This window comes from Mycobacterium dioxanotrophicus, assembly GCF_002157835.1.
GTDB lineage: Bacteria > Actinomycetota > Actinomycetes > Mycobacteriales > Mycobacteriaceae > Mycobacterium > Mycobacterium dioxanotrophicus.
In genome coordinates this window covers 7,199,491-7,224,912 of sequence record NZ_CP020809.1, presented here as the reverse complement: position 1 = coordinate 7,224,912, position 25,422 = coordinate 7,199,491, and the positions used below count along the sequence as shown (strand labels likewise).

Below are 25,422 nucleotides of genomic sequence, written 5' to 3'. Positions count from 1 at the left end.
CGATTGACAGACATCAGACCATCTGATGATATTCCTCTCGTCCGGCCCCAGTGGCACACATCACAGAAGGAGCGCACAGGTCATGGACGAAACGCTCGGGAATCAAAGACACGGCATCACCCGGAAGACACCTATGCACGCCGCGCTGGCGAGCCTCGCCGGCACAGTCGTCGAGTGGTACGACTTCTTCATCTATTCGACCGCCGCCGCGTTGGTGTTCGGTCACCTGTTCTTCCCGAAGGCCAGCCCCACCGCCGGGCTGATGGCATCCTTTGCGACCTTTGCGGTGGGCTACCTCGCCCGGCCGCTCGGCGGCGTGATCTTCGGCCATTTCGGTGACCGCATCGGCCGCAAGCGCACCTTGATCGTCACCCTGTCGATGATGGGCGGCGCGACATTTCTCATCGGGGTACTCCCGACCTACACCGCGATCGGAGTCTGGGCGCCCGCTCTGTTGGTCGTCCTGCGATTCATCCAAGGTCTCGGGCTCGGGGGCGAATGGGGCGGCGCGGTCCTGCTGGCCGTCGAGCACGCCCCGTCGGGAAAACGCGGACTCAACGGCAGCTTTCCGCAGATCGGCGCGCCGGTCGGGCTGCTGCTGGCCACCGGAACCTTCGCACTGCTCGGCGGACTGCCGGAGGATCAGTTCACAGCATGGGGATGGCGCGTGCCCTTCCTCTTCAGCGTCGTCCTGATCCTCCTCGGATTGTTGATCAGAACCAGAATCGCCGAGACCCCGTCCTTTCAACGGGTCAAAGAGGAGGATCAGGTGGCACGCATGCCCATCGTCGAGGTGCTGCGCACACAGAAGAGGGAAGTGCTGCAGGCGCTGGGCATGAGATGGGCCGAGAACATCTCGTTCTACGTCTTTGCGACACTGTTGATCAGTTACGCGACAAAGGAAGTGGGTGTCTCCCGCACCACGGCGCTCGTTGCTGTCACGGTCGCAGGCGCCTTCGGTATCGTCGCTCTCCCGTTCTTTGCTGGGCTGTCCGATAAGGTCGGTCGACGCAGCGTCTACATCGGCGGTGCCATTGGCGTTGCAGCCGTGATCTTTCCGTTCTTCTGGCTGGTGCAGACCGGGCACCCCGCGCTGCTGTGCGTCGCCGCGGTGCTGATGGCCACGCCGTGGGCCGCCATGTACGGACCGCAGGCCGGGTTCTTCGCGGAGATGTTCAGTGCCCGGCACCGCTACAGCGGGATGTCGCTCGGCAGCCAGCTCGCTTCGACATTCGCAGGTGGCCCGACGCCGCTGATCGCCACCGCACTCATGGCCGCCGCCAGTGGATCGCCATGGCCTGTTTGCGTTTACGTCATCGCAACGGCGGCCGTGACGTTGTACGCGGCCGCCTCGACTCGCGAAACCTATCGGGACGACAACGGATTCAGTGGTGTCAGATCGTCGGTTCACGCGCGGAACACCTAGTGGTACGCCATCATTCGCACATGTCCTCGGGCAATGCCGGGAGCCTCCGGCAGGCCTGCCGGCGAGATAGTGAGGAGCACTCTGCAGATGATCAATGACAGCCGACTGGACAGAACGGTGGCAGACGGCCTGATGTCGCTCGCCGACGTTCTGATACCAGAGCAGGCACCCTGGCCGGCACCCTCGTCAACCGGACTCGCCGACTACTTCGTCGACGCGATCAGGGTGCCGCAGGACCAACTCGAGCTGGGAGCACTGCACGCCACGTGGCTGAACATCCCGCGTGACGAGCCGCTTCAGGCGGCGCGAGCGATCGAACAGCGGATGCCCGCGGAGTTCACGCTGTTTCGGCAGATCTGCTACCTGGGCTATTACGCGCAGCCCGAGGTGGTGCGGGTGCTGCAGATCGAGATGGACTGCGACTACCACAGTCCGCCGCAACCGCAGGGCTATGTCATGGATCTCGACGAAGCCATCCCGCCGCCGAAAGTCGGGCATTACACCCCCACCAACCATGTCCGAAACGTTCGTCTGGAGACCGTGTCATGATGCTGGTTACCTCGCCGAAAACCCCGACCGCCGATGTCGATGTCGTCATCGTCGGATCGGGTATGGCCGGCGGCGCCCTGGCCAAGCGACTGAGCGACGGTGGTCTGCGCGTCGTCTGTCTCGAACAGGGACGTCCCCTGCATCCGGCGGAGCTCCGGCATTTCTCCGACACCTGGGAGTGGGATAAACAGCGGGAGTGGAACGTCCACCCGAATGTGCGCAAGCTGCCGCAGGACTACCCGATCGGCGGTGAGCCGCACAGCATCCGCAACAGGAACGATGTCGGGGGCAGCCTCAACCACTGGTCGGCGCACTGGCCGCGATTCAAGCCGGTCGACTTCCGGAAGGGTACCGAGCACGGCCTGGCTCCCGACTGGCCTATCAGCTATGAGGACCTCGAACCGTACTACGACATCAACGACCGGGAGATGGGCATCTCTGGCCGGCCGGGCGACCCCGCCTACCCGCCGCGCACCACTCACACCACGCCGCCGATACCGCTCGGCACCTTCGGCCGGACGATGGCACGCGGCTTCGAGAAACTCGGCTGGCATTGGTGGTGGATGGACAACGCCATCATCACCAAGCCTCTGGACGGCCGGTTGCCGTGCAACCACTGCGGCCAGTGCATTCTGGGCTGCCCGCGGTCATCGATCTCCACTTCTGCAACCGGGTATCTGCCACGGGCCTTGGCCAACGGTGCGCAACTGCGCACGGGATGCCGCGTCGAGCAGATCATCGTCGACGGTGACACCGCGCGGGGTGTCATCTACGTCGATATCGAGACGGGCCAACGATATCGGCAAGACGCCAAGGCGGTCATCGTCGCAGGGAACGGGATCGGCACGCCGCGGCTGCTGTTGGTGTCTGCCAATTCCAGCCATCGAGACGGATTGGCCAACAGCAGCGGACAATTGGGCCGCAACCTGATGTACCACCCCCAGGCCTTCGTCGAAGGGATCTTCGAGGAATCCCTCGACGGTTACAAGGGTGCGCGCGGTGCGCCGCTGTTCAGCCAGCAGTTCTACGAAACCGATCCCAGTAGGGGTTTCGTCAACGGTTTCACCGCGCTGGTGGTCCGTGCCCCGGGCGCAGGCGTTGCCGCGAACGGGTATTGGACCCGGGAACCGGTCCCCTGGGGTCCGGACCATCACAAGGAGTTCGCGCGGCTCTTCGGTCATCACGCCTGGATCATCGTCATGGCCGAAGAACTGCCGTCGCCGACCAACCGGGTGACCCTCGATCCCGAACTCACCGACTCCACCGGCATGCCCGCACCCAAGGTCGAGTACCGGGTGCATCCCAATGACCGGAAGCTCGTCGAGTTCGGCATCGCCAGGAGTCGCGAGGTCATGACGGCCGCCGGTGCCTACGACGTGACCGATTCCGGGCTGCTCGACCCGCCGCCCGGGTATCACCTGCTGGGAACCGCCAGAATGGGCACCGATCCGGCTGATTCGGTGACGAACAGGTGGCATCAAGCCTGGGACATCCCCAACCTGTTCATCTGCGACGGTAGCTCGATGCCCACCAGTGCAGGTGTCAATCCCACCCCCACCATTGGGGCCATGGCGGTTCGGCTCGCCGATTTCCTGGTACGAGAAGGCAACAGCCTTCTCGGCGGCGACAGACCCCGATTGGCCGACGACAGAATGGAATCCGTTCGATGACGACACTCTCCGCCCAACCGACCGTCGAGACACTCAAGATGCTGATCGGAGGCCGCTGGGTCGATGCGCAGGACGGGCGCCGCGCGGACAGCATCAATCCGTTCACCGGAAAAGTGTGGGCCACTGCGCCGTTCGCCGGAGTTGAGGATGTCGACGCCGCGGTCCGCGCGGCCAGGTCGGCATTCGAGGGTCCGTGGGGTTCCATGACCGGTGCCGACCGGGTCAAGCTCCTGCTGCGATTCGCCGACCTGCTCGAGGCGCACGCCGAAGAGCTGGCGGTCATCGAATCTACCGACAACGGCAAGCTGATTCGGGAGATGGGCGCTCAGATGAAAGCCCTCCCGGGTTACTACCGCTATTTCGCCGGCTACGCCGACAAGATCCACGGCGAGACGATCCCCACCGAGAAGCCCAACTTCTTCACCTACACCACGCGAGAACCGCTCGGCGTCGTCGGGGCGATCCTGCCGTGGAACTCGCCGCTGCTGCTGCTCACCTGGAAGCTCGCTCCCGCGCTGGCGGCGGGGTGCACCGTGGTTGCCAAAGCGGCCGACCAGACTCCTGCATCGATCCTGAAGTTCGGCGCGTTGTTTGCAGAAGCCGGTTTTCCACCAGGTGTCTTCAATGTGGTCACGGGCGACGGACCGACGACCGGCGCTGCGCTCGTAGGCAACCCGGGCGTCGACCGGATCTGTTTCACGGGATCGAACGCCACCGGAATCCAGGTGATGAAGAACGCGGCCGACAACATCACCAGGGTGACGCTGGAGCTGGGCGGAAAATCACCCAACATCGTTTTCGCGGATGCGGACCTCGATGCGGTCACCAACGGTGTGCTGGCCGGCATCTTCGCCGCCACCGGCCAAACGTGCGTCGCCGGATCCCGGCTGCTCGTGCAAAGCGAGATCTACGATCAACTGGCAGGACGACTCGTAGAGCGCGCCAAAGACATTCGCCTCGGCGATCCGCTCGACCCGGCCAGCGAGATGGGCCCGGTGGCGTTCCGCGCCCAGCTGGACAAGATCCTGGAGTACGTCCGGATCGGACAGTCCGAGGGAGCGGTGCTCGCCACCGGGGGTCAGCGTCCGACGGCACCGGAACTGGGCAATGGGCTGTTCGTCAGCCCGACGATCTTCACCGGAGTGGACAACGCCATGAGGATCGCCCAGGAGGAGATCTTCGGTCCGGTGCTGTGCATGATCCCGTTCGAGACCGAAGAGGACGCAGTCCAGATCGCGAATGCCACGCCGTTCGGCCTGGGTGCCGGAGTGTGGACCCTCAACGTGCAGCGCGCGCACCGCATGGCCCGTGCGCTGCGGGCCGGCACTGTGTGGGTGAACGCCTATCGCACGCTGTCCTGGGCGGCACCGTTCGGAGGGTTCAAAGGCAGCGGGATCGGCCGCGAACTGGGGCTGGAATCGCTGCATGAATTCACCGAGACCAAGTCGGTGTGGATCGAGACGTCAGGCGCATCTCAGGATCCGTTCCGTATGGGGTGAGGGTGATCAGTACCCGCCCTGGCGATCGAAGATCCGGCGCGGGTTGTCCACGAGCATCGTGGTGATCTGGTCATCGGTGACCCCGCGCTCGCGCAGCGCGGGCAGAACATCGTTGTGGATGTGCAGGTATCCGGTGTTCGGCAGGACCGTGGTGGTCAGCTCGTCGGGCAGGGCGTCGAAATAGCACCAGGTGTCGTGCGAGAGCACCATGTGGTCGGCGTGGCCACGCTCGCACATGGTCGCGACGGTCGCCACCCGGTCCTCGAACGGCAGGTAGACGTCGACGCCGAACCGGTCCATGCCGATGTAGGAGCCGTTGGCGATCAACTCCTCGAGATAGCCGATGTCGGTGGTATCGCCGGAGTGGCCGATGACCACCCGCGACAGGTCGACGCCTTCCTCGGCGAAGATGCGCTGCTGTTCCAGACCGCGGCGGGTGGCGGCATGCGTGTGGGTGGAGATGGGCACCCCGGTCTCCCTGTGGGCTTGTGCGACGGCCCGCAGCACCCGCTCGACACCGGGGGTGACGCCGGATTCGTCGGTGGCGCACTTGAGGATTGCGGCTTTGATCCCGGTGTCGGCGACGCCTTTCTCGATGTCGTGGACGAACATCTCGACCATCGGGTCCGGGCCGGCCAACGCCGTGCCCGGCCCGCGGAACCAGAACGTCATCGGGATGTCGTTGTAGGTGTACAGACCGGTGGCGACGACGATGTTGAGGTCGGTGGCCGCCGCGATCCGCGCGATGCGGGGCAGATAGCGTCCGAGCCCGACGACGGTGAGGTCGACGATGGTGTCCACACCACGGGCTTTGAGCTCGTTGAGTCGCGCGATGGCGTCGGCTTCCCGACGCGTCTCGTCGCCCCAGTTGTCCGGGTAGTTCGCGGTGAGCTCGCTGGTCATGATGAAGACGTGCTCGTGCATGAGCGTGGCGCCGAGTTCGGCTGTATCGATGGGACCCCGTGCGGTGTTCACTGTCGGCACCGCTCCGATGCTAGGCCCGTCAGTCGGTCGCGCGCGGGAGTTCGCCCCAGTTCCGCGCGGTGGTGCCCACACCATCGAGACCCCAGCTGATGATGCGGTGGGGCACGATCCGGATGATGTCGCCACTGAGCCCGCCCTCGACGCTACCGGCTCCGGGTAACGCTGTTGCGGTGCCGCGGATTTCGATACCCCGAGCATCCGGTGGCCGCACCGACAGCACGGTGTCGACGATGAATGCCACCCGGGGGTTGCGGACCACGTTGCGCCACTTCTGGGTTGTCGCGAGCGCATGGCCGACGACGTCGATGGTCACGTCCCCGGGGCCCAGATGCACGCCGACCGGACGGATCTGGGGATCGCCGTCGGCGCCGATGGTGCACAGCCGTCCGATCGGTTCTTCGCGCAGGTAGGCGAGTTCGGCCGAGGTGAACGTCATGGGGTCTGATTTCCGTTGTCGTACTGCAGCTCGTCGCTTTGCAGGTGATCGTGCAGCCGCGTGAAAACCTGTTCGACACAGTCGAGTTCGTCGGGTCTGAGGTGGTCGAAGAACAGCTCGCGCACCGACTCGGTGTGTAGCGGCAGCGCGCGGTGCAGCGCATCGGCGCCGGTGGCGGTGAGCACCGCGCGATAGCCTCGGCGGTCCTCGGGGACCGGCTCACGTAACACCAGGCCGCGCTTGGTCATCGAGTTGATCTGATAGGTGATCCTGCTGCGGGAGAACACCATCTTCTCGGCGAGTTCGCTCATCCGCAACCGGTGGTCGGGGGCGTCGGTGAGCAACATGAGCAGGTGATAGTCGATCAGGCTCAGGCCGGCGGCTTCCCGGAGGCGCTCGTCGAGCAGCGTCTCCAGGCGCAGGCTGGACTCGATGTAGGGCCGCCAGGCACGCTCCTGCGCGGGGGACAACCTGCGCGTCATGGTCCTCCTGCCAACTGATTCAGATTTGAACAGTGTGAAGCACTGCCTTGCCAATCGAACAGGCGCGGCCTACTGTCAATATAGTACAAATTTTAACTAAAAGGAGCGACATGTCTGATCGGATCGACTGGGACGACGCGTATCGGCAGCCGCAGGCCCCGCCGTGGAACATCGGTGAGCCACAACCGGAATACGCGGCGATGATCGACACCGAGGGCGTGGTGCGTGGTGAGGTGCTCGACGCGGGATGCGGGTACGCCGAACTTGCACTTGCCCTGGCGGCGCGCGGCCACGCCGTCGTCGGCCTCGACCTCAGCCCCACCGCCGTTGCCGCGGCGACCGCCGCCGCACGCGACCGTGGACTGGACAACGCGACGTTCGCGCAGGCCGACCTCTCGTCGTTCACCGGCTACGATGGCCGGTTCTCGACGATCTTCGACAGCGGGCTGCTGCACGCCCTGCCGGACGAACGTCGCGACGGCTACCTGCAATCCGCGCATCGCGCGGCCGCACCCGGCGCCCGGTTCTACATCCTGGCCTTCGGCGCCGGCGCGTTTCCCGGCCATGACGGGCCGGGGCCCACGCAGTTCAGCGAAGACCAACTGCGCGAGGTGGTTTCGCGTCATTGGCAGGTCGAGGACATCCGCCCGGCTCAGTTGCACGCCGCGCTGCCCGAGGGGCGCGTACAGATGCCGGGCTTCCTGGTGACCGCAACCAAGGCCTAAGTCGCCGCTTCGACCACGGCGATGACCTCGGGTGTGACCGGGTCGAGGATGTCGTCGAAGTCGTGATGCTGCTTGACGTACTTGGCCACGTACGGGCACACCGGGACGATGCGCTTGCCCGCCGCGCGGGCATCGGTCAACGCCGCGGACACCAGCTCGCCGGCCAAGCCGCGGCCGCCGAACTTGTCGTCGATTTCGGTGTGGTAGAAGATGCGCTGGTCGCCTGAGTCGACATACGCCTCGAGGCCGGCGTGCTCGCCGTCGACGGTGATCTCGTAGTGGTGCGCTGCGGGAATGTTGCGAACTTCAGCCATGTCTTCACTATGCCGCAGCGCCGCTGGCACGATCATGTAGATGGCCGTGCCAGCAACGTCGACGTGGGCGCCGCTGGCGTCGCCGATCTACCGGGCACTGTGGATCGCGCAGTTCGTCTCCAATCTGGGCACGTGGATGCAGACGGTGGGTGCGCAGTGGATGCTGGTCGGGGATCCGCGCGCCCCGGTGCTGGTGCCGCTGGTGCAGACCGCGACGACGCTGCCGGTGATGCTGCTGGCCCTGCCGTCGGGTGTGCTCGCCGATCTGGTCGACCGGCGTCGGCTGCTGGTCGCCACCCAGGCGGCGATGGCGGCCGGGGTGGCGGCGCTCGCGACCCTGACCGGGGCTGGCCTGGCCACCCCGACCGTGTTGCTGACGTTGTTGTTCCTGATCGGGTGCGGGCAGGCGCTCACTGCCCCGGCGTGGCAGGCGATCCAGCCGGATCTCGTTCCCCGCGAACAGATTCCGGCCGCCGCGGCGTTGGGCAGCATGAGCATGAACGGGGCACGGGCGATCGGCCCGGCCGTCGCGGGCGCACTGGTGTCCGCGTCCGGCCCGACACTGGTGTTCGCGCTCAACGCGGTCTCCTTCGTCGGCATCGTGGTGGTGTTGCTGCTCTGGCGTCGCCCCGCCACCGAGCGGTTGTTGCCGGCCGAACGGCCCCTGGCCGCGTTGAGCGCCGGCGGCCGGTTCATCCGCAGCTCGCCGATCATCCGGCGGATCCTGCTGCGTGCAGTGTTGTTCATCGCCCCGGGCAGTGCGCTGTGGGGCCTGCTCGCCGTCGTCGCGCAGCGCCAACTCGGGTTGTCGTCATCGGGGTACGGGCTGCTGCTCGGTGCACTCGGCGTCGGAGCGGTGCTCGGTGCGTTCGTGCTGGGCCGGCTGCAGTCCACATTCGGACAGAACAAGCTGCTGATGGCCGCGGCACTCGGATTCGCCGGGGCCACCGCGGTTTTGGCACTGGTCCACAATTTCGGCGCGGTCCTGGCCGCGCTCGTCGTCGGGGGCGCCTCGTGGCTGCTGGCGCTGTCGACGCTGAACGCCTCGATGCAGTTGAGCCTGCCCGCATGGGTGCGGGCGCGCGGGCTGTCGGTGTATCAGCTGACCTTCATGGGCGGCCAGGCCATCGGCTCGCTGGTGTGGGGCCTGGTCGCGGGCGTCACCACGACTGTCACCGCCCTGTTGATCAGCGCCGGATTGCTGGTGTTCTGCGCGGTGTCGGCGTGGTGGTGGCCGTTGCACGCGCGCACCGGCGATCTGGACCTGACCCCGTCGGCGCACTGGCCGGAGCCGGCGTTGGTGTTCGAACCGGAACCGCCCGACGGGCCTGTGCTGGTGCTCATCTACTACCGGGTCGAACCCGACGACGAGACCGGGTTTTTCGCCGCGATGGCGGTGCTCGGCCGGTCCCGGCAGCGCACCGGGGCTGCGCAGTGGCAGGTGTTCCGCAGCGGCGAGGAGCACAGCACCTTCGTCGAGGCGTTCGTGGTGAGGTCGTGGGACGAACATCTGCGTCAGCACCGCACCCGCCAGACCGGGCAGGACCTCGTCATCGAGCAGGCCGTCGAGCGGTGGGTGCAGGGCGAGCCGATGTCGCAGCACCTGATCGCGGTGAAGACTTCTTGACTGTGAGGGGCATCACAGTAGTATGACCAGTGGTCATCAAGCCTTGGAGGGTAGATGCCAACGGTCACCTGGGCCCGCGTGGATCCCGCTCGTCGAGCGGCAGTGATCGCGGCCGCCGAAGCGGAATTCGGCGCACACGGCTACTCCCGCGGCAGCCTCAACGTCATCGCGAGGCGGGCCGGGGTCGCGAAAGGCAGCCTGTTCCAATACTTTGCGGACAAGCGCGACCTGTACGCATTCATTGCCGATGTCGCCAGCCAACGCGTGCGGTCCCATATGGAAGGCCGCATTCGCGAACTCGATCCGAGCCGCCCGTTCTTCGAATTCCTGCCCGACCTGCTCGACGACTGGGTCGCCTACTTCGCCGACCATCCCAGGGAACGCGCGTTGCATGCTGCCGCGAGCTTCGAGGTCGACGCCGACGCCCGGATCAGCGTGCGCGCGGTGGTCCACCGGCACTACCTCGACGTGCTGCGCCCCCTCGTGCACGAAGCGCGGACCCGCGGCGACCTGCGGGCCGACTGCGACGTCGACGCCTTGCTGTCGCTGATGCTGATGATCTTCCCGCACTTGGCACTTGCGCCGTACGTGCGTGGAATGGACCCCGTCCTGGGCTTGGATGAGCCCAGCCCTGAGCAGCCGGCATTGGCCGTGCGGAGACTCGTCGCAGTGTTGAAGGCCGCCTTCGCAGTGCCAAATTTTCCGGCGGCGCCCCAAGCAGCCCACCAGATCTGAGGAGGTCAGATGTCACACACACATTTCGGCTCGTTGAGCAAGGGTGGTCTCAACTGGGACAGCGTGCCGTTGCGGTTGTTCGCCGGGGGGAATGCGAAATTCTGGAATCCGGCCGACATCGACTTCTCCCGGGACCGGGCGGACTGGGAGGCGCTCACGGAGCGCGAACGGGAGTATGCCACCCGGTTGTGCGCCGAGTTCATCGCAGGCGAAGAAGCGGTCACCAAGGACATCCAGCCCTTCATGACCGCGATGCGGGCCGAGGGCCGACTCGGCGACGAAATGTACTTGACGCAGTTCGCTTTTGAGGAAGCCAAGCACACCCAGGTGTTCCGCATGTGGCTGGACGCCGTCGGGGTCACCGAAGACCTGCACAAGTATTTCGACGACGTACCGGCGTATCGCGAGATCTTCTACGAAGAGCTCCCGGCGTCGCTCGAAGCCCTGTACACCGATCCGTCGCCCGCAGCCCAGGTACGGGCGTCGGCGACCTACAACCACATCGTCGAAGGCATGTTGGCGCTCACGGGATACTATGCGTGGCACAAGATTTGCGTCGACCGAGGCATCCTTCCGGGAATGCAGGAGCTGGTCCGGCGGATCGGCGACGACGAACGCCGCCACATGGCGTGGGGTACGTTCACCTGCCGCAGACACGTCGCCGCCGATGACGCCAACTGGGCCGTGTTCGAAGCCAGGATGAACGAACTCATCCCGCTGGCACTGCGACTCACCGAGGAGGGGTTCGCCCTCTACGCCCCCGACATCCCCTTCGGTCTGGTCGAGGACGAGTTCCTGCAGTACTCCACCGACAAGGGCATGCGCAGGTTCGGCACGATCAGCAGCGCCCGGGGACGCCCGCTCGAGGAGATCGACCTCGACTATTCACCGCTGACGTTGGAGGACACCTTCGCCGACGAGGACGCCGCGGCGCTCACATCGGCCTGAGTCGGCGCGCGTCCGGCACGCGGCCGGAACGCCACCGTCGACGCGGCCACGACGGCCACCGAAATCAGCGCGAGCAACTGCACCCACGGCGAATGCCCGACATACCCGTCGACCGAGCGCCACGGATGCTGCGACAGGGCGGCCCCGGCGACGATCAGCCCGCCGGCCGCCAGGCCGAGGGTGATTCGGTCGCAGCAGGATTCACGGTTACGCAGCCAATAGCGCACACCCAGGGCGGCCGCGACGACAAGCACTCCTGGTACCCCGGAGACGGCCGCGCCGACCGTGAGCACGCCCAGGCTGGTCAGCGCCGGACCGGGGCGCCACGGCCGGCTCGGCGCCGACTCGGCAGATGCGCGCCGCGCCGGCAGCAGCGCCAGCAGTGCCAGTAGCGGCAGCAGCGCGAGCCCACCGATCAGGCCGGCTCGGTACGGCCGGTTGGAGTCGAACGACAGTGTCACCGTGCCCGAGGTTCCGGCCGGGACCACCCAGCCCTGCTGCCAGCCGTTGACGGTCACCGGTTCGAGTCGGGTGCCCGCCGCGTCGCGGGCGATCCAGCCGGGGTTGATGCTCTCGGGCACCACCAGGAGCCGCGAGCTCGACGCGGGCGGCACTTGCACCTCGCGGCGATCCGGCCCCCACTCCGGTGCGTCCGCGAGAGTCGTTGTCGCCGTGGGCAGTTGGTCCTTGGGCGTGGACAGGGCGATGCCGTCGACCACGAACGCCGCCCCCGGGCTGACGAGCAGCTCCTGCTGGCCGGCAGGCAGGGTTATCGGGTCGGTGCGGCACGGCTGGGCCGGGATCGGGTCGCCGTCGAGCAGGGCCGCGACGGTGGTGCGGACCGAGGTCTGGATGAACTGCCCTGCCACGCCGATGATCGGGCCCTGCCCGCAGGGCAGTGAGACGACGCGGGCGCGGTTGGCGGCGGCATCGGCGGCGCCGACCGGCCGACCATGGGTATCGAACACCGAGATATCAGCCAGCCCAGGCGGTTTGAGCTGATCGAAACCGAGCGACGTCCGGTCGATGATGTCGTTCCAGGCCAACAGGGAAACGGTGATGGTGTCCGTCACCCGCGGTTTGAGCTTGAGCGTCTGCGGTTCGAACGTGCCCGGTAGCTGGCGCACCTGCGGGCCGTCGCCCAGGTCGATCGACACCAGCGTCGGATGCGCCGGCGGCTCGGCCTCACCCGGATTGATCCGCAGCGCGCCCACCTCGGTCGGGGCCGGCAGCTTGAGGGTCAGCGTGGGTGGCGACTTGAACTGCACCACCCGCTGCGGAGCCGTCCACGATGTGCGGGGATCGCCGTCGGTGGCGGCGAATGACGAGCCGAGCACGTCGATCGGGTCGGCGTCGCCGAACGCTCGGGTGGTGCCCGGTTGGGCGACCAGGTCGGCCAGCTTGGGTCCTTGGCGGGCCCGCACCCACACCGTCGGGTGTACCTCGGTGGGTTCCGGAACGGTCAGCGTGCGGCTGAGGTTCACCGGTTCCTCGGAGGCCAGCGCCATCGCCGCCGCGCACCGCACCCCGACGGGGCTTTCCGCACAGCCGGGCCTGCCCAGCAGCTCGGTACCCAGATCCCATTGCGCCACAGGCGAACCCGCGGGCGGGCCGGGCACCTCGACGGTGTGCCGCAGGTTGATGGGATGGGCATAGCCCGACGCGTCGTACTGCGTGACGGCCAGGTCGGTGATGCCGAACTGCACGCCAGGGGAACCGTCGTCGGTGGCCACTGCGGTGACCCGGACCCACGGGGATTCCCCGACCGGCAACGGGATGGTCAGCGGCTTACCCGCGGTCTCGAACCGCAGCGTGCTGGTGCCGGTGGCGGTGGCCACCTCGATGCGGCGCACCTGCGCGCCGACCGCGGTGGCGCTCGGGGTGATGGTCAGGGTGGCGTTGGTGATCGGATGGTCGAAATCGATCTGTAGCCATTGGCCGACGGCGGCCTGCAGGGCGTTGGACACCCATGCGGTCGACGGGTCGGCATCGATGGCCGCGGCCGGTCCCGTCGCGGGCGCGACATTGGGCAGCGCCGTCGAATCCGCCGCCGAGCTCGACACCGTCACGCGTCCGCCGCCCCAGCGCCCGTACACCGGGTCGGTCCCGCGGGACGGATAGTCCGGCACCCGGTTGTAGGTATGCCGCGCATCGTCGGGCGTCCGGATCGCCGAGGCATGGTCGTCGACCCGGCCGTAGTCGATCTCGCGGGCCTGCGGGGTGTCGGTCACCACCACGCCGTGGCCGTCGACGGTGATGGGCAGCCCGGCGCGCTGCGCGTCGGCGGTCAGCAACATGGGCCCCAGCGGCGGCAGGTCGGACAGCCGCCGGCGTTCGTCGATACGCAGCAGCGCCTCAGGTGCGCCGTCCACGCGGGCCATGGTGTCTGGGTCGACCAGATACGGTTTGCCCGCCGACGCGGCGCCGTCGACCCGGTAGATCTGCACCGCGGGATAGCGCGGCCGCAACCCGCTGTCGGCGATGAACCCTTCCAACGTGCCCGGTCCGACCGGGTCGCCGAACTCGGCCACTTTGGACAAACCGGGCGAGCCTTCTATCGAACGGTGCACGAGCACCGGGCGGGCCGACCGCGACGTGTCCGGGTCCAGATCGTTACGCACCACAACGTACGAAATACCTTGCCGGGCAAGGGTATCGGCGAGCCCAGCGGAGGGCCGGCCGGCGGCGAACAAGCGCTGCACCGAATCGAGCGCCCGGATGGTCTCCGGCGGGGTCAGCGGGATCGAGTCACGCACACCCCACGGGCTGCTGCCCAGCACCTGCAGCGGTTCGTCGTGGCTGGTGCCCCACACCTGGGTGGCGAACGGGGCGCCCGGCGCCACCAGCACGCGGCCGCGCTCGGTGTTGTGCTCGTCGAGCCAGTCGGCGGCGTCGTGCCAGTACTGCGGGATTGCGCTGAACGTGCCCGGCGGCGCGACGCGGCCGGTCCAGGCGAGCGCCGTGCCCGCGGCGAGCGCCGCCAGCACCACGATGCTGACCGCGACCCGTCGGTCCCGCTCCGGATGGGCGTACGCGCTCACCCACACCGGACGCGGGACAGTGCCCGGTAACGGAACCCGGCCCAGTAGATGGGCCAGGCCGAGGGCCAGCGGCAGCCGGATCACCGGTTCGAGTTTGTGCAGGTTGCGTAGCGGGGTGCCGGTGCCGTCGAGGAAGGCCTGGACCTGATGCGCGACGGGGGAGCCCAGGCCGCCGGAGTAGCCCAGGCCCAGCAGCACGATGCCGATCAGCAGCATGGTGATCAGCCGGCCGCGGGCGGGCATCGAACGCAACGCCAGCCCGGCCAGGCCCGCCGCGGCCACCAGCGTGGTGGCCAGTACCGCCACCGTGCTGGTCACCAGCGATGCGGCGGCCGTTGCGTTGGGCGCGACGAACGGCGTCCAGCTGTCGGTGCCGCGCAACATCTCGGTCAGCGAGGTCCACTGCGTGGTGACGCCGGAGGATTCGATGAAGTCGAGGAACGGCGGGCTGATCCGGCCCAACATCACCAGCGCGATCACCCACCAGGTGACAGCCAGCGCCGTGCAGCCGAACCACCACGCGGTGAACCGCAGCCACAGTTTGTTCGGCCGGTGACAGGCCCACCAGATCAGCGCGGCCAGGCAGCCGGTCAGGGTCGCGACGGCGTTCACCGCGCCCATCAGGGCGACCGCTCCCGCGGATCGGGCCGCCATCAGCCTGATGTTGTGGTGCCCCCGTAAGGCGAGGATCACCGGCAGCAACACCCACGGCGCCAGCATCATCGGCAGCGTCTCCGACGAGATCGCGCCCAGCGTGGTCAGCACCCGCGGGCACAGCGCGAACGCGATCGCGCCGAGCACCCGCGAGCTGGTACTGCCGATACCAAGGACCTCGGCGACCCGCAGCAGGCCCCAGAACCCGACGACCAGGAGCAGCGCCCACCACAACCGCTGGGTGATCCAGCCGGGGATGCCGAGCTCATGGCCGATGAGAAAGAAGGTGCCGTGCGGGAACAGATAGCCGTAAGCCTGGTTCTGCGCCTGCCCGAACGGCAGGTCGCTGTTCCACAGGTTGAACGCGCGGGTCAGGAACCGCAGCGGGTTGGCGGTCAGGTCGAGCTTGGTGTCGGGGGAGATCTGTCCGGGTGACTGCGCGAAAGTCAGGACCAGAGCGACCGCGGTGACCAACCATAACCAGCGCCGGGACAGCGGCGCGGCGGGACTACGTTCGGCGTGCAGGAGCGGAGCGACGGAGTTTTAAGTACGGTCGCCGTACTCGACCCGGTTGAGCACCGATGACGCCGGATCACCCGCCTGCAACGGAGGCTTCGTGTCCTGTTGCACCATCAACGTCACACCGAAGACGGCGGCCGCGCCCAGCAAAAGACCGACAACGACGCTGGCGGCAGACGGGACGACGAACCGATTCACCCGGCCAACCTAGCACGCGCGGCCCTCGGCACCCGATCGCGTGACGTCACACTAGGTAGTACAGCTGCGGATCGGCACTCGCCTCTTCCACGGCTGCTTCGGCGGTGAGGCGGGCCTGAGCGTACCGCACCGCCCGCAGCGTCGCCGAGAACTCGACCTCCTCTTCGGGGAACACCTGCTCGGCCGGGAACCAGCTCGACAGGCCGACGTTGGTCAGTGCCTTCAGGGTGTCGGGCCGCACGCCGGCCAGCAGGACGGTGGCGCCGTGGTCTTCGCGCAGGAAGTGTTCGAGCCGCTCGATGCACACGGCATCGGGGTGGCGCACCCGCTTGAGCCGCAGCACCACGAACTTGACCTCACCGGCGCGGATGCGTTCGCGCAGGGCGTCGAAGTAGCGGTCGAGCTCCGGGGCGGCTCCGAAGAACAGTTCGCCTTCGAGGTCGTAGATCACGATCGACGGGTCGACGGGGTCGTCGGGAACCCGCTCGCGGACCACGCGCTCGGGCGTCACGGTGAGCTCGGCGGCCTTGAGTTTGGCCGCTCGCGGCACGAACAGCAGGATCGACAGCGCGATCCCGAGCAGCACCGCCTTGTCGAGGTCGACGAGCACCCCGGTCAGCGCCGTTACGAGCACCAGGCCCGCGTCGTAACGCGACGTCTTCACCGTGGTGATGAGCCGCCGAAAGTCGACCAGCCGGGCCGCGGTGACCAGCAGCAGCCCGGCCAGCGCGGCCTGCGGGATGTAGTGCAGCAGCGGCGCGAACAGCAGCAGGGCCACCGCAACGGCCGCGGCGGCGAGGATGCCGGAGAACCGGGTGGCCGCACCCGCCTGATAGTTGATCGCCGAGCGGGACAGCGACCCCGAGCCGGGCAGGCTCTGGAAGAACCCGCCGGTCAGGTTGGCCAGTCCCTCGGCCAGGATCTGGCGGTTGTAGTCGATCTTCTGCTGGGTCTGGTGCGCGATGGCCTTGGCGATCGACAGCGCCTCGATCAGGCCGATGAACGCGATGGCCAGCGCGCCCTGGGACAACTCGCCGAGCGAGTGCAGGTCGACGGTCGGGATGTGGAAACCGGGCAGGCTCTGCGGCACCTTGGCCGCCAGGTTCACCGCGGTCTTCCCGTCGGCACCCGGCGTGGACCACCCGGCCAGGTAGGCGATCACCCCGGCGACTATCAGCACGGTCAGCAGATCGATCTGCGGCAGGCCGTAGCGTTTGACCAGCCGGCGCAGCAGCACGGCGATCACCACCGCCGAGACGCTGAGGAACACGGCCTTCGGGTTGATCTTGTCGCCGTGGAACACCGTGAGATACACGTTGGTCAAGATCGGGGTGTGGGCATCGCCCTTGCTCTTCACCCCCAGCGCGTTACCGATCTGGCCGAGGGCGAGGATCAGCGCCGCCGCGGCCATGAACCCGATGATCACCGACTCCGAGATGTAGCGCGTGAGGTCGCCCAGCTTGAGCACGGCGATGAGGATCTGGATGACACCGACGAGGATGCCCAGCAGGAACAGCGCCTCGAAGAGCGCCGTGCGGTTCTCCGGGTCGATGAATGCCAGCGAGCTGAACACCAGCAGTGAGATCGCACTGGTCGGTCCGTTGATCAGGTGTGAAGACGACCCGAACACCGAGGCGACCGCGGTGACGACGATCGCCGAATACACGCCGTACTTCGGGTCGACCCCGGCGATCAGCGCATAGGCGATGCCCTGTGGCAGCGCGACGGCGGCCACGGTGAGGCCGGCGATGAGGTCGCGACGGCCCGTGCGGGCGAGCGAAGCGACGGGGGGAATCCGGGGCCGGGTGTAGCTCATCAGGACGCCGCCTTTGCGGGAGTAGCGATGTTGTCGTAGATCCCGTTGTCGCCGTAGAACTTCTGCCGGGCGTCGTTCCAGTCCTTGGCGATCGCGGTGATCGGGAACAGCGAGATGGCAGGCAACGTGTCGGCATGCTTGGCCAGCACGTCGGGTAGCACCGGGCGATACCCGTACTGCGCGAACAACTCCTGCGCGGGCGGTGTGAACAGATATTGCAGATAGGCCTTGGCACTGGTCGCGGTCTTCGCGTTCGTATCGTTGGCGTCCACCCACGCCACGGCGGGTTCGGCCTTGATGCTCACCGGCGGGTACACGACCTCGAACTCGTCCTTGTTGGCCGCGACTTCGCGCAGTGCCTCGTTCTCCCACGTCAGGTGCACATCGCCGATCTTCTGGTCGGCGAAGCTGGTGGCCGACGTGCGGGCGCCTGCGTCGAACACCGCGACGTGGCGGTACAGCTCGCGCAGGTAGTCCTGGGCCTGTTCCGGGGTGCCGTTGCGGGTGGTCACCGAACCCCACGCGGCCAGGAAGCTCAACTGACCGTTACCGGATGTCTTCGGATTCGGCGTCACCACCGAGACGCCGTCGTGCACCAGGTCGGGCCAGTCGTGGATGCCCTTCGGGTTGCCCTTGTGCACGACGAACACCACCGTCGACGTGTACGGCACGGAGTTGTTGGGCAGGCGCTTCTGCCAGTCGTCGGCGATCAGCCCGCGCTTGCGCAGGGAGTCGACGTCGCTGATCAGCGCCAGGGACACCACGTTGGCCGGCTCGGTGCCGTCGATGACGTTGCGGGCCTGCCTGCCCGAGCCGCCGTGAGACTGCTTGATGTCGAGTGTGATCCCACTCTGGGCGCGGTACTGCGCGACGAACGCCTTGTCGAGTGCGGCGTAGACCTCACGCGTCGGGTCGTAGGAGACGTTGAGGATCTGGTTGGGCGTGTGGTCGGGCAGGTTCTTGACCGTCACCAACACCGCGGCCAGGACGACCGCGGCCACACCGAAGATGCGCAGCCACGGTCGCGTCCGTGGCGCTGACGTGTCTGCCATGGGCAACCCCTTCGTCCGGCGTTTGCTGTGAGTGCTGATAGCGGACAGACACTAGTGATTCACCAGCCGGAAGGCAGTAGCGAAAATCTGACTGATTATTAACTCGCCGGGCGCGGCGGGCGGGCGGCGCCCAGACCGAGGTCCGTTCGCGGCCGCCGCTGTGACTACTCTCAGAACACATGCCCCGCGTTCTGAGTGTGCTTGTCGCGCTGTCCGGACTGTTGCTGGCGTGTTCGCCATCCACGCAGACGTCGTCGGATCACCAACAGGTGAGCAGCAGCAAGCCGCTGCCCAAAGCGCCCGTCGCGCAGAGCTGCGACCTGACCGCGCTGCCCACCCGGGACAAGCTGGCCCAGTTGCTCACCGTCGGCGTGACCGACGGTGACGACGCGCGCAAGGTCGTTAGTGAACAGCACGTCGGCGGCATCATGATCGGCAGCTGGACCGATCTGTCCATGTTGTCCGACGGCTCGCTGAAGGAGATCGCCGACGCGGCAGGCCCGCTGCCTCTCGCGGTCAGCGTCGACGAGGAAGGCGGCCGGGTGTCGCGCCTCGCGTCGATCATCGGCAAGCAGCCGTCGCCGCGGGTGCTGGCGCAGACCAACACCGCCGACGAGGTGTACGGCATCGCGCTCGAGCGCGGCAAGAAGATGCACGATCTGGGCATCACCGTGGACTTCGCGCCCGTCGTCGACGTCACCGACGCCCCGGACGACACCGTCATCGGGGACCGGTCCTTCGGCGACGACCCGGCCAAGGTCACCGAATACGCCGGGGCCTATGCGCGTGGTCTGCGCGACGCCGGAATCCTCCCGGTACTCAAGCACTTTCCCGGCCACGGCCACGGATCCGGTGACTCGCACACCAATTCGGTGACCACGCCTCCGCTGGCCGACCTGCAGACCAACGATCTGGTGCCCTATCACACGCTGACCACCGCGGCCCCGGTCGCCGTCATGGTCGGGCACCTGGAGGTTCCCGGGCTGACGGGAACCGATCCGGCCAGCCTCAGCGCGCCGGCCTACGAGCTGCTGCGGTCCGGCAATTACGGCGGCCCGCCGTTCAACGGTCTGGTCTACACCGATGACCTGTCCAGCATGGCGGCGATCAACGAACGCTACGGCGTGTCCGCGGCGGTGCTCAAGGCATTGCAGGCCGGCGCCGACAACGCACTGTGGATCACCACCAAGGAGGTGCCCGCGGTGCTGGACGGGCTCGAAAAGGCTGTGGCGGCAGGCGAACTGTCGATGGACAACATCAACGCATCGCTGCAGCGGAACTCCGCGATCAAGGGCCCGGTGCGCTGCGGCGGCTGACCGTCACCGAACCACCTTGACAGCGCCGAGTTTCGGATCGGATGCGCTGATCGGGTTCCCTGCGTCGCGTAGCGCGCGCAGCAGGTCGATGACCTCGCCGGTGAGCCGTTCGCCTGGCATCACCAGGGGTATGCCCGGTGGGTAGGGCGTGATCGCCTCCGCCGCAACCAGTCCGGTCGCATCGGTGAGCGCCACCGTGTCGGTTTGCGCGAAGAACGCCTCGCGCGGGGTCAGCACCGTGGGTCCTCGCAGCGCCAGCAGATCGGTGGTCAATGTGTCACCGCCGCCGAAGGTGTCGGCACGTCCGGCCCAGCCGGCAACCTCGGTGAACCCCGCGACCAGCCGATCCATGTCGGTATCGGTATTGCCGATGGTCGAGATACACAGGACGTGGCCGGGGCCGCTCAGTTCCGGCTGCACCCCGTGCACGCGGTTGAGTCGCGCGACGATGTCGTGTGCGTCGGCGGCCAGTCCGGTTGTGCCGATGAGCAATTTGGTCTCGTCGAGCTGATGAAAGCCGGTGCCCGCGCCGGACGCGTCCTCGGGGCGCAGCACGCGCAGGCCCGGTGTCGCGGCCAGTCGTGTGGCCGCGTGGCGGGCCCGCTCCAGTGCGCGGCCCAACAGATCTCGACCGTCGATCATCATCTGCCGGCGGGCCAGATCGATCGACGCCATGATGGCGAAATGCGGGCTGGTGGTCTGGATCAGCTGCAGTGCCCGGCGCACCGTCGCCGGATCTATCGCATGCGGATCGATGTGCAGTACCGCAGCTTGGCTGAGGCCCGAGAGCACCTTGTGCACCGACTGCACCGTGGCCGCCGCACCGGATTTCTCAGCGGGCACCGGCAATTCGGGATGGAACGCGAAATGCGGCGAGTGCGCGCCGTCGACCAGGAGTCGAGCGTCGAAGCGCCGGCACAACTCTGACAGCGCGCTGATGTCGGCCGTGGTTCCGTAGTAGGTGGGGTGCAACATCCACAGCGCCGACGCCCCGCTCGCGGCGAGGGCGCGTTCGACCACGTCGGCGTCCAGGCCGTGGGCGATGCCGAACTGCGTGTCCCACCGCGGCTCGAGCCACACCGGCAGCGCGCCGACCTGGACCAGGCCGGCCAGCACGGACTTGTGGGCGTTGCGCTGCACCAGAACCGGCTCACCGGGACGCAGCGCCGACAACGCCACCGCGATGTTGCCGCTCGTCGAGCCCTGAACCAGGATGAAACTCTGCCCGACACGCCACGCGTCGGCGACCAGTTGCTCGGCCTGCAGGATCGGTCCCTCCGGGCAGTGCAGCGTGTCGGTGTCGGGCAGGTTGTTGAGGTCAAGGGCGGCAATGTTTTCCCGGAACCACGGGTCGAGCGTGCGCCCACCCTTGTGGCCCGGGCTGTACAGCGGTGCCTGCTCCCGCTCGACGAATTCTCGGATTGCCTCGAACAACGGCGCCGCGGCGTGATTCACAGCGAGTACACCCGGGTGGCGTTGTGCACCCCGATCATGTCGACGATCCTGATCGCATCGGCCTCGGCGCAGTCGCCCGACCGAATCCATCGGCCGAGAACCAGTCCCATGGCGCGACGCCACAGCACCGAGCCCAGCAGATGCAGTTCGGGCGGGCCGAACGCGTCCGAGGAGAACAGTTGCTTGGCGAACGGGGCGGTCTCCATGGCCTCGGCGACCAGACCGGTCGATCGCACGCCCAGATAGTTGATGCCAAGGCCCACATCGAAATTCACGTGGTCGAAGGCTTGCGCCAGATAACCGGACTGCCGGTGAAACGGATAGCAATGCAGCAGCAGCACCGGAACCGGTGTCATCGATCGCAGCAGCGGTAGCAGCAACATGGGATCGGTGCGGTGCAGATCGAGATCCCGGTCGCCGAAGCCGACGTGCACCTGGATCGGCAACCCGTGCGCGGCGGCCTCGTGCACGCCGAACGCGATCAGCACCGGGCTGTCCACGCGTTGCGACGGCCGGGCGGCCAGCGCCCGCGCATGCTCGATCACCAGAGCGTCGTCGGGCCGCGACCAGTCGATGTCGAATCCGGTGCGGTAGGCCGCAATCGTTTTGGTGCCGACGGTATCTGGTGAATCTGCGGCGGCCTGCAGTGCGGCCCGGAACGCGTCGGGAAACTCCTGCGCGGCGATGCCGGATTCGAGGAGATCCTCGGCGAGACGCTCCAGCCGCAGGATCGACGACGACGGGCTGCCACTGAGTTCGGTGAGCCGTTCGGGCGTCGCGATGAGGTCACCTTTGAAACCGGTGTCGACGATCCAGCGTTCGATGCCCGCGAGCGGCAACATCAGCGCGGCCAGCTCGTCGGGCGTGAATTCGCTGCGCCGCTTCCAGTATTCGTCCGCATCCGCGTGGGCCTGCAGTCCGAGCACCGGCGCGCACCAACGGCGGATGGACAGGCCCAGCGGCGAATCGAACTGCGTCATGAAATCCGGTACGGGATCGGTGGATCCCTCATTGATCGACGCCTCGAAACCGGCCCGGTCGACGGGCTTGTTGAAGCTGCCGTGCACATGGTGGTCGATCAACCGGACCGTGCGCAGGTGTTCGGCGAGCGCGTCGGGTACTTCGGCCTGGACCCCGTCGAACACGTCCGCCAGTTCACCATCCGGCATAGCGCGCCACCTCCTGTGCGTCGACCTTCCCTGCGGCCGCGTCGGCGATCGCCGTCCCGATGATCTCGGCGCCGCGGGCCGCTTCGGCCTCGCTGAGGACCAGTGGCGGGGTGATCTCCAGGACGTTGCCGCCGACGTAGTACACCACCGCGCCCAGTTCCCATGCGCGGTACACCACCTGCGCGGCGAGTCGCGGGTCACGGTCCCCGGTGGCCGGATCGACCAGCTCCACACCGATGGCGAGCCCGCGCCCACGCACCTCGCCGATGGCATCCGATTCCAGCGCCTGCAACGCTTCCTGCAGTACCGCACCGACTTTCGCTGCGCGTTCGGGTAGCTGCTCGCCCACGATGGTGGCCAGTACAGCACGGCCCGCGGCGGTGCACACCGGATTGCCTGCAGTCGTGAGCAGCGCCGCGGCCGGCGGATTGTCGAGCAGTTCCGCAGGGCCCACGGCAGCGGACAGCGGCAGGCCGCCGCCGAGCACCTTGCCGAAGGTCACGATGTCGGGCACCACGCCGTCGTGTTCGAATGCGTGCAATGTGCCCGGCCTGCCCAGGCCCATCTTGACCTCGTCGCAGATCATGGGCACGCCGTGGCGGCGGCACGCCTCGTGCAGCCGGGCCAGAAAGCCGTCCGGTGGAACCACGAGGCCGCCGTCGGACAGGATGGGCTCGACGATCAGGCACGCGATGGAGCCGCCGGCCAGATGCTGCTCGGCGCTGGCGAGGCAGGCGGCGACGTCGGCGTCGATGCCGGCGGAGGTGGGCCGGAAAGGGTTGGGGTACGGCAGGAACACGACGTCGGGGTCCGGCGCGGCACCGGCGTCGACGTGTACGCCGGACACGCCCATGGCGACTCCGACGCCGCCGTGGTAACTGTGCTCGAACGCGATCACGGTGTGCCGCCCGGTGGCGTGGCGGCACGCGCGCAGCGCGACGTCGTTGGCGTCCGAACCGGCATGCCCCAGATAGACCCGCCGCTCACCGCTGCCGGGAACCAACTCGAGCAGGTCCTCGGCCAGTCCCACCGAGTCGGGATGCACGGCGGAAAGCCCACCGGACCCGGGAGCGGTCCGCACGGCCCGGCTGACCGCGTCGGCGATCGCCGGATGCCCGTGTCCCAGACCGCTGGCGGTCCAGGTCGCCGAAAGGTCCAGTAGCTCACGGCCATCGGGGGCCACGAGGGTGCAGCCGTGACCGGAGACCACCTCCAGCGGGAAGAACCTCAGCTTCTCGATGCCGGCGATGACCGCTTCGTCGCGTTCGTAGAGCGTGCTCACTTGGCCTCCGCCTGTACCGGCGGGGTGAGATCCAGTTCGCGCGTCAGCGATTCACCCACCCGTTTCGCGATACCCGATGCGGCGAGGGCGATGACCAGGCCGACGGCACACCAATACAGGCCCAACAGTGGTGCGGCCAGCCAGGTTTCGGCGTCCTTGACGTTGAACCACAGCACCACCAGGATCACCACGGCACCCAGCAGTGGCAGTACCAGGCCTGGCGCCTTGCCCTGACCGCCGTGTACGGCGACGAACTTGGGGGCACCGACGAACCATGCCGCGGCCACCTCGACCAGCAGGTAGCACACCATGAGGCACACCGAACCGGCCACGGCGAACAGGAAATACGTGTCGATGGCGGCGTTGCCCGTGCCCATCACCGGCCAGCCGGACGCCCCGCAGATCAGGTCCACCACCAGGGCCAGGCCGACGACGAGCCAGGTGGCCCGGCGCGGACCCCCGGTGGCTTCGTGGATGTGTGCGAGCGCCTTGGGACCGAAGCCGTCTCGACCGAACGCGTAGAGCATGCGTCCCGACGTCGCGGCGGTGGCCATGTGGCACCCGAACGCGGCGACGGTCGCGGTGAAGATGATGATCAGCGAGAACCACTGACCGATATAGCGACTGCCCAAGTCGCCCAACGTGTTACCCGAACTCTGGAACGCCGCGAGTCCGGCCTCGTCGGTGCCGAACCCGATGACCTGAGCGAACATCACCACCACGAACAGCACACCGGTGAGGATCAGCGTGCCGGCCAGCGCCCGCGGAATGTTGCGGCCCGGGTTGTCGGTCTCCTCGCCCATCGAGGCGCAGGCCTCGAAACCAGCCCAGGACAGGAAGGCGGCGACCACGCCGCTGAGCACTGCGGACGCGGACACACCGCCGGAGAAGGAAAACACGCTGACATCGAACCCGGTGGAAGAGGCACCGCCGCGGGCGAATATCGCGATCACGAGCACGATCATCGCCACGATGCCGACACCTTCGATGCCGAGCAGAATCTTGGCCAACAGCCTGATGTCGCGACCGGCCAGGGCGAACGAGATGATTGCGCCCACCACCACGACGGCCATCCACGGCAGCTGATACGGGTGTTCGTTGCCCGGTTGCAGTTGCGCGACGAAGGCGTTCGTGAAGGCCGCCGTCAAAGCCAATGTGCCGATGGAGAATCCGACATAGGCGCCGAGCATGGCGAATCCGGAGAAGAACCCGGCCCGCGGACCGACGGTGCCGCCCACCAGTGCGTAGGCGGAGCCGGCGTGATTGAGGTGACGGGTCAGGCGCACGAAGCTGTAGCCGACCAGTGACACTCCGATCAGGCCGATGAGGAACACCAGCGGGATGGCCTTACCCACGGTGGCGATGAGGCCCTGACCGTTGCCGGACATGGCCAGGGTCGGGCCGACCGTCGCGACCGACAGTGCCAGCGCCACCCAGAACGGCAGGCGCCGGTGCGGTAGTTGATCGGTGTCGTTGGTGGCGCTGGTGGTCATCGATGTCTCCCTTCGGATTTTGCGCTCCTCGC

The 25,422-nt window shown here is 67.4% G+C and carries 20 protein-coding genes and 1 pseudogene; 9 read left to right on the top strand and 12 right to left on the bottom strand.

What is annotated here, in order from left to right; genetic code table 11:
• The first annotated feature begins 82 nt into the window (after positions 1-82).
• The 4 genes from BTO20_RS34905 to BTO20_RS34890 all read left to right on the top strand — a co-directional run bounded on the left by BTO20_RS34905 (position 83) and on the right by BTO20_RS34890 (position 5,144).
• Positions 83-1,426 carry an MFS transporter gene (locus tag BTO20_RS34905; RefSeq protein WP_087080864.1) on the top strand — a complete coding sequence of 448 codons (1,344 nt, stop codon included), beginning with the start codon at positions 83-85 and terminating at the stop codon, positions 1,424-1,426.
• Positions 1,427-1,513: 87 nt separating this feature from the next.
• Positions 1,514-1,975 (top strand): hypothetical protein, encoded by a 462-nt coding sequence (locus tag BTO20_RS34900; RefSeq protein ID WP_087080862.1) that lies wholly within the window; start codon positions 1,514-1,516, stop codon positions 1,973-1,975.
• On the top strand, positions 1,972-3,645 hold the full coding sequence (locus BTO20_RS34895) for a GMC family oxidoreductase (RefSeq protein ID WP_198344180.1): 1,674 nt from the start codon (positions 1,972-1,974) through the stop codon (positions 3,643-3,645). The genes BTO20_RS34900 and BTO20_RS34895 overlap by 4 nt, the downstream gene beginning before the upstream one ends.
• Positions 3,642-5,144, top strand: a complete 1,503-nt coding sequence (locus BTO20_RS34890) for an aldehyde dehydrogenase (protein ID WP_087080860.1) — start codon at positions 3,642-3,644, stop codon at positions 5,142-5,144. The genes BTO20_RS34895 and BTO20_RS34890 overlap by 4 nt, the downstream gene beginning before the upstream one ends.
• 6 nt (positions 5,145-5,150) lie before the next feature.
• Here BTO20_RS34890 and BTO20_RS34885 read toward each other — a convergent pair whose 3' ends face one another.
• From BTO20_RS34885 to BTO20_RS34875, 3 genes are read right to left on the bottom strand one after another with little or no spacing between them, the layout of a single operon-like run.
• Positions 5,151-6,128: a phosphotriesterase family protein gene (locus tag BTO20_RS34885; protein ID WP_087080858.1), complete on the bottom strand. Its 978-nt coding sequence runs from the start codon at positions 6,126-6,128 to the stop codon at positions 5,151-5,153.
• 19 nt (positions 6,129-6,147) lie between these two features.
• Positions 6,148-6,564 (bottom strand): PPOX class F420-dependent oxidoreductase, encoded by a 417-nt coding sequence (locus BTO20_RS34880; RefSeq protein WP_087080856.1) that lies wholly within the window; start codon positions 6,562-6,564, stop codon positions 6,148-6,150.
• Entirely contained in the window at positions 6,561-7,046 is a 486-nt protein-coding gene (locus BTO20_RS34875) for a MarR family winged helix-turn-helix transcriptional regulator (protein ID WP_087080854.1), read from the bottom strand. The genes BTO20_RS34880 and BTO20_RS34875 overlap by 4 nt, the downstream gene beginning before the upstream one ends.
• 110 nt (positions 7,047-7,156) lie before the next feature.
• Between BTO20_RS34875 and BTO20_RS34870 the strand changes: the two genes are divergently transcribed.
• Positions 7,157-7,771 (top strand): class I SAM-dependent methyltransferase, encoded by a 615-nt coding sequence (locus BTO20_RS34870; protein WP_087080852.1) that lies wholly within the window; start codon positions 7,157-7,159, stop codon positions 7,769-7,771.
• On the opposite strand, the gene BTO20_RS34865 is transcribed toward BTO20_RS34870, so the two are convergent.
• On the bottom strand, positions 7,768-8,085 hold the full coding sequence (locus tag BTO20_RS34865; RefSeq protein ID WP_198344179.1) for a GNAT family N-acetyltransferase: 318 nt from the start codon (positions 8,083-8,085) through the stop codon (positions 7,768-7,770). The genes BTO20_RS34870 and BTO20_RS34865 overlap by 4 nt on opposite strands.
• A 40-nt stretch (positions 8,086-8,125) precedes the next feature.
• Between BTO20_RS34865 and BTO20_RS34860 the strand changes: the two genes are divergently transcribed.
• The 3 genes and pseudogenes from BTO20_RS34860 (at position 8,126) to BTO20_RS34850 (ending at position 11,395) form a co-directional block, all read left to right on the top strand.
• Positions 8,126-9,712: an MFS transporter gene (locus BTO20_RS34860; RefSeq protein WP_087080850.1), complete on the top strand. Its 1,587-nt coding sequence runs from the start codon at positions 8,126-8,128 to the stop codon at positions 9,710-9,712.
• 54 nt (positions 9,713-9,766) lie between these two features.
• Positions 9,767-10,484, top strand: a pseudogene (locus tag BTO20_RS34855) (TetR/AcrR family transcriptional regulator).
• Positions 10,457-11,395: a R2-like ligand-binding oxidase gene (locus tag BTO20_RS34850; RefSeq protein WP_087080845.1), complete on the top strand. Its 939-nt coding sequence runs from the start codon at positions 10,457-10,459 to the stop codon at positions 11,393-11,395. The pseudogene BTO20_RS34855 and the gene BTO20_RS34850 overlap by 28 nt, the downstream one beginning before the upstream one ends.
• Here BTO20_RS34850 and BTO20_RS34845 read toward each other — a convergent pair.
• Genes BTO20_RS34845 through BTO20_RS34830 form a run of 4 tightly spaced genes read right to left on the bottom strand, consistent with a single transcriptional unit; the run spans position 11,329 to position 18,675 of the window.
• Complete coding sequence (locus BTO20_RS34845; RefSeq protein ID WP_232491299.1) at positions 11,329-15,615, bottom strand: alpha-(1->3)-arabinofuranosyltransferase; 4,287 nt, start codon at positions 15,613-15,615, stop codon at positions 11,329-11,331. The two genes, BTO20_RS34850 and BTO20_RS34845, sit on opposite strands and share 67 nt — an antisense overlap.
• An 18-nt stretch (positions 15,616-15,633) precedes the next feature.
• Positions 15,634-15,807 (bottom strand): DUF2613 domain-containing protein, encoded by a 174-nt coding sequence (locus BTO20_RS34840; RefSeq protein WP_064941712.1) that lies wholly within the window; start codon positions 15,805-15,807, stop codon positions 15,634-15,636.
• A 46-nt stretch (positions 15,808-15,853) separates the two neighbouring features.
• Entirely contained in the window at positions 15,854-17,623 is a 1,770-nt protein-coding gene (locus tag BTO20_RS34835) for a SulP family inorganic anion transporter (RefSeq protein WP_087080842.1), read from the bottom strand.
• Positions 17,623-18,675, bottom strand: coding sequence for a sulfate ABC transporter substrate-binding protein (locus tag BTO20_RS34830; protein WP_087080840.1), 1,053 nt, complete (start codon positions 18,673-18,675; stop codon positions 17,623-17,625). Before BTO20_RS34830 ends, BTO20_RS34835 begins: the two co-directional genes overlap by 1 nt.
• Before the next feature lie 179 nt (positions 18,676-18,854).
• Between BTO20_RS34830 and BTO20_RS34825 the strand changes: the two genes are divergently transcribed.
• Positions 18,855-19,991, top strand: a complete 1,137-nt coding sequence (locus BTO20_RS34825) for a glycoside hydrolase family 3 N-terminal domain-containing protein (protein WP_083168626.1) — start codon at positions 18,855-18,857, stop codon at positions 19,989-19,991.
• Between the two features lie 3 nt (positions 19,992-19,994).
• On the opposite strand, the gene BTO20_RS34820 is transcribed toward BTO20_RS34825, so the two are convergent.
• From BTO20_RS34820 to BTO20_RS34805, 4 genes are read right to left on the bottom strand one after another with little or no spacing between them, the layout of a single operon-like run.
• A complete protein-coding gene (locus BTO20_RS34820) occupies positions 19,995-21,446 on the bottom strand; it encodes an aminotransferase class I/II-fold pyridoxal phosphate-dependent enzyme (protein WP_232490959.1) in 1,452 nt (483 codons plus the stop codon).
• Positions 21,443-22,615 (bottom strand): amidohydrolase family protein, encoded by a 1,173-nt coding sequence (locus BTO20_RS34815; RefSeq protein ID WP_087080838.1) that lies wholly within the window; start codon positions 22,613-22,615, stop codon positions 21,443-21,445. Before BTO20_RS34815 ends, BTO20_RS34820 begins: the two co-directional genes overlap by 4 nt.
• On the bottom strand, positions 22,602-23,897 hold the full coding sequence (locus BTO20_RS34810; protein ID WP_087080836.1) for an aspartate aminotransferase family protein: 1,296 nt from the start codon (positions 23,895-23,897) through the stop codon (positions 22,602-22,604). Before BTO20_RS34810 ends, BTO20_RS34815 begins: the two co-directional genes overlap by 14 nt.
• Positions 23,894-25,390 carry an APC family permease gene (locus BTO20_RS34805; protein ID WP_087080833.1) on the bottom strand — a complete coding sequence of 499 codons (1,497 nt, stop codon included), beginning with the start codon at positions 25,388-25,390 and terminating at the stop codon, positions 23,894-23,896. The genes BTO20_RS34810 and BTO20_RS34805 overlap by 4 nt, the downstream gene beginning before the upstream one ends.
• Between the last annotated feature and the right edge of the window lie 32 nt (positions 25,391-25,422).